Origin of the sequence: Caballeronia terrestris (assembly GCF_001544515.1) — a bacterium.
Lineage (GTDB): Bacteria > Pseudomonadota > Gammaproteobacteria > Burkholderiales > Burkholderiaceae > Caballeronia > Caballeronia terrestris.
In genome coordinates, this window is the sequence record NZ_FCOL02000204.1 from 1 (window position 1) to 3434 (window position 3434).

Consider the following 3434-nt stretch of genomic DNA (forward strand, 5'->3'; position numbering starts at 1 on the left):
GAGTTGATGAGTTGATCATGGTCCTTTCCCTGAACGTGGCACAAGCACCGTCAAGCTGGATGTGCTCGGCCTGGGATTTACGAGTTCGAGCAAGAATTGGACGACATAACGACGTCTTGTAATCGCGAATAAGCTTCGGCCGAAAAGTGGTGGGAGCGAAGCTTTAACTGATTATAGTTGGAAATTTTTCGCACCAGCGTGGCTATGCGGATCTCCTGACGGCATCGGTAAGCAACAGCTGCGTAGGTGATTCCCTACAAGCCTTCCGATTGTCCCACTTGCAACTCAGCCGGAGCCGATGTTTCTCAGGCGCGGGAACGGAGATACTGCTGCACATGAACCCGACCCCATCCCACGCTTTGCTGAAGTTTTCCTGGTCGAGGACTCGTTCCTCGTCCGACGGCGGATGGCAGCACTCCTCGGCGCTATCGACGGTGTCGCGGTGGTCGGCGAAGCCGCCGATGCAGATACGGCACTGCTTGAAATTGCGGCAAGCGATGCAAACCTTGTGATCGTGGATCTGCGGCTCGCAAAGGGCAACGGCTTAGATATTCTTAAACGCCTCGCATGCAGTGACCATTCGCTCATTTCGGTCGTAATGACCAACCAGTCGAGCAAACCGACACGTGAAGCATGCCTATCGGCTGGCGCGAACTATTTCTTTGACAAGACCAACGATTTGAAATTGGCACTCGAAACAATTGCAGATATCGCCCGTAAGCGTGGCGTTGATGCGGCTCCAAGACCAGGGGCAGAAGGTCAGCTAACGCTGTTAAACGCCTTTGATGCGCTGGCGAGCACCTACACCGAAGGGGGCCGTTTCTGCCGCAACACACAAACCATTCTCCAATAAGGCCAGCCATGCACCCCATCCCTGATCTGACTCCGCTGCTCAAACAACTGCGCTTGTCCGGAATCCTCGATTCGCTGGAAGCGCGAAATCGAGAGGCCATCGATCGCAAGCTGGCCTTCACTGAGTTTCTCTCACTGTAAATTCACGACGAGGTTGCCCGACGCGACAACAAGAAGCTCAGCTTGCGCATGCGACGCGCCAACTTCCGCAGCCAGAAGACGCTGGAAGGATTCGACTTTGATCGGTTGCCAGGCCTGAATCGAGCCGCCATCCGAGCTTGACCTGCGTCAATTGCGATCGGCTGCTCCGAAGTAGGCTGAAGGTGTCGGCACGCCCCTCTGAGACCGTTCGCGTGCGCTGTGTCACTTTTCGGCGTAATGGCGCCGGGCGTTTTCGCCGAAATGGCGCCACTGGAAACGAGTAATTCGAGGGTTCGGACGGGGATCAAGGCGCACCCGTATTTTTGTGCGGGTGCATGTCTGTCAGGTGGCACTTGGCCAATGCACCACAGCTCCCGCCAGGCGACACACAAGTGGCCGGGCTTCCATTCGCAAGGTAAGCGCGCCCACGATATGCGATGCTCAGACGGGTTTTTTCAGGGAATCTTTGACGGCTTCCTTGACATCGCCGACATTCTTCCGAACTTCGCCGGCTGCCTGCTGGAGATCGCCTTTGACTTCCTGTTTGGTGTCGCCGGTGACCCGACCAATGGTCTCATTGATCTTGCCCTTCACCTTCTCTGTAGTACCCTTGACTTGATCCTTGTTCATGGTCAACCTCCAATGCGTAACTCATCCGTGGATGATGTTGTGATCTGCCGCGGTTAGGTTCTGACACGGTCCAACCGGCGGGCGTGCGTTTCAGCGTTCGAGCGGGCGATTCTCGGCAACGTCCCGCGGCTAACCAGTACGGCTGCTGGTTGTAGTACTCGTCAAGCGACGAACACCACTGCGCATCCCCCATCGCGGCCCAATGGTCCTCGTCCGAGCAGGGTGCATTCTTCACGCGGTCCGCAGTGACGTCGAGCCGAAGCACTTTTCGTCCGTGCCCAGGGTCAACGCACTCCATGGAATGGCGTAAGGCTTTTCGCCCATTCCGAGAAAGCCTCCACTTGCCAGGACAGCATAGGCGATCCGGCCGCCGCGCACGTCCAGCGCAATTTCGGAAATTTTCCCGATGTGCTCGCCGTCAGACGTGAAGAGGTTGTTGCCCTTCAGCGCATCAGCCGCCATCAGGGGCCGGGGCCGTCGCCGGTCCCGCTGCCCAGAATCGCGGTTCCTGTACCGCTTGTCGAAGGCCGATTGGTCTGGTCGAGTGTCGTCATGATTCCCTCCTGAGTTCATATCGCGGGACGCCAGCGCGGTTCGCCGGTTCGCCGGCTCGCCGTAATCGACCCCACGCACACCGGTCGCACAATATTCCGCATATGACCGCCGTTCGCGTCGTCTGCCGATGCCCGCCACTGCGCCGGCAAGATCACGTTTCTTTCAGTATCGGCAAACCTTCGCTGCTACGTTTGATCCTGCTCAATGATGTTGAATGTCGAACAGGTGGGCTGGCCCGGTAGTCCTGACTCGCCGCGAAGCTGGAGCCAGCGTGAGTCGCGGCCTTCATGGGAGTTGCTATGCCGTCCGTCGAGCTTCTCGCGTCATTGCTCGCACGACGCCTCCGCCGCACCGAAAACACCAGTTTTCCGGCCTCGGTGAAGTGTCCAGAAGCCGGCCATACCCGAGGCGGCAAGCAGTTCAGTGCGGCCGGCCGGCCTTATAGTTCAGGCCCCGGTTCGCGCGATCAGTGGCCGGGTCCACCCCAACAGATTGGAATCGCCTGCCACGCCCGCCAGATTCACCGCTCGAGCGAAGGGTCCAATTGAACCAACTTGTCACCGGATATCAGCAACGACCGGCAGTCCCGCGCGAGCGCCAGTTCCAGACTGGATGGGGGCTGATCTTACCTGACCGTTCTGAAGCCTTTCTGTCGCAATTGGGGACCGGGTTGGCAGACTACACGCCGCGGTGTTCGCGACGCTTCAGAGGTGGAACAACCGGGCGGTCGAGGTCGCGCGGCTTGGCCGGCGTCAAGTCCGTCAAGAATGCCATGCGGCTCAAGTGATGTGTCAGGCCCGGGTACATGCAATGGGACTCGCGCAGAAGGACCGGCCTTACTCGGTACACGCGACAGTCAGCGCCGCGCTTTTGCGTTTCGCGGGTTTCGGTGGTGTCAGCGCAGCGGTCCGGCAATGGCCCATTTCACCTTTCGCGGCTGCTGTCGCCTGTGCCCGTGCGCATCCCGCCACGGCACTTGCGTCACTCAGGCACATGCTGAAAGGGGTTCTTCGTCCCCGGATTTTTCGTGATCGGTGGATCGCAATACCGGTCAAACCCTATAACGTTGTAGGTCATTACATCGGATGCGTGCAAAGGAGGGTCTCCCAATCAGTTGTGTTTGCCGAGTGCGGGTGTTGGTTGCTGTGCCGAAATACGAGCATGTCATCGAATGATTTGAGATTAAGCTTCGGACGCGCGCGACGGTTTGAAATGGATCAGCTTTATCACCCCACGCGCCAGCGAGAGGCAGGAAC

2 protein-coding genes and 2 pseudogenes are annotated in these 3434 nt (G+C 58.4%); 2 read left to right on the forward strand and 2 right to left on the reverse strand.

Annotated elements, in window-relative coordinates:
• Positions 1 to 298 precede the first annotated feature (298 nt).
• Complete coding sequence (locus AWB67_RS35245) at positions 299 to 853, forward strand: response regulator (protein WP_087660530.1); 555 nt, start codon at positions 299 to 301, stop codon at positions 851 to 853.
• Positions 854 to 861: 8 nt separating this feature from the next.
• Positions 862 to 1125: pseudogene (locus AWB67_RS41610) on the forward strand (ATP-binding protein); the annotation flags it as partial.
• A 309-nt stretch (positions 1126 to 1434) separates the two neighbouring features.
• On the opposite strand, the gene AWB67_RS35255 reads toward AWB67_RS41610, so the two are convergent.
• Together AWB67_RS35255 and AWB67_RS35260 are read right to left on the reverse strand one after the other, a co-directional pair.
• Complete coding sequence (locus AWB67_RS35255; RefSeq protein WP_087660531.1) at positions 1435 to 1623, reverse strand: CsbD family protein; 189 nt, start codon at positions 1621 to 1623, stop codon at positions 1435 to 1437.
• A 90-nt stretch (positions 1624 to 1713) separates the two neighbouring features.
• Positions 1714 to 2177: pseudogene (locus AWB67_RS35260) on the reverse strand (PRC-barrel domain-containing protein).
• Between the last annotated feature and the right edge of the window lie 1257 nt (positions 2178 to 3434).

Bases quoted from the DNA above. Each gene is read 5' to 3' on its own strand.
- AWB67_RS35245 (WP_087660530.1), top strand. From the start codon at position 299: ATGTTTCTCAGGCGCGGGAACGGAGATACTGCTGCACATGAACCCGAC.
- AWB67_RS35255 (WP_087660531.1), bottom strand. From the start codon at position 1,623: ATGAACAAGGATCAAGTCAAGGGTACTACAGAGAAGGTGAAGGGCAAG.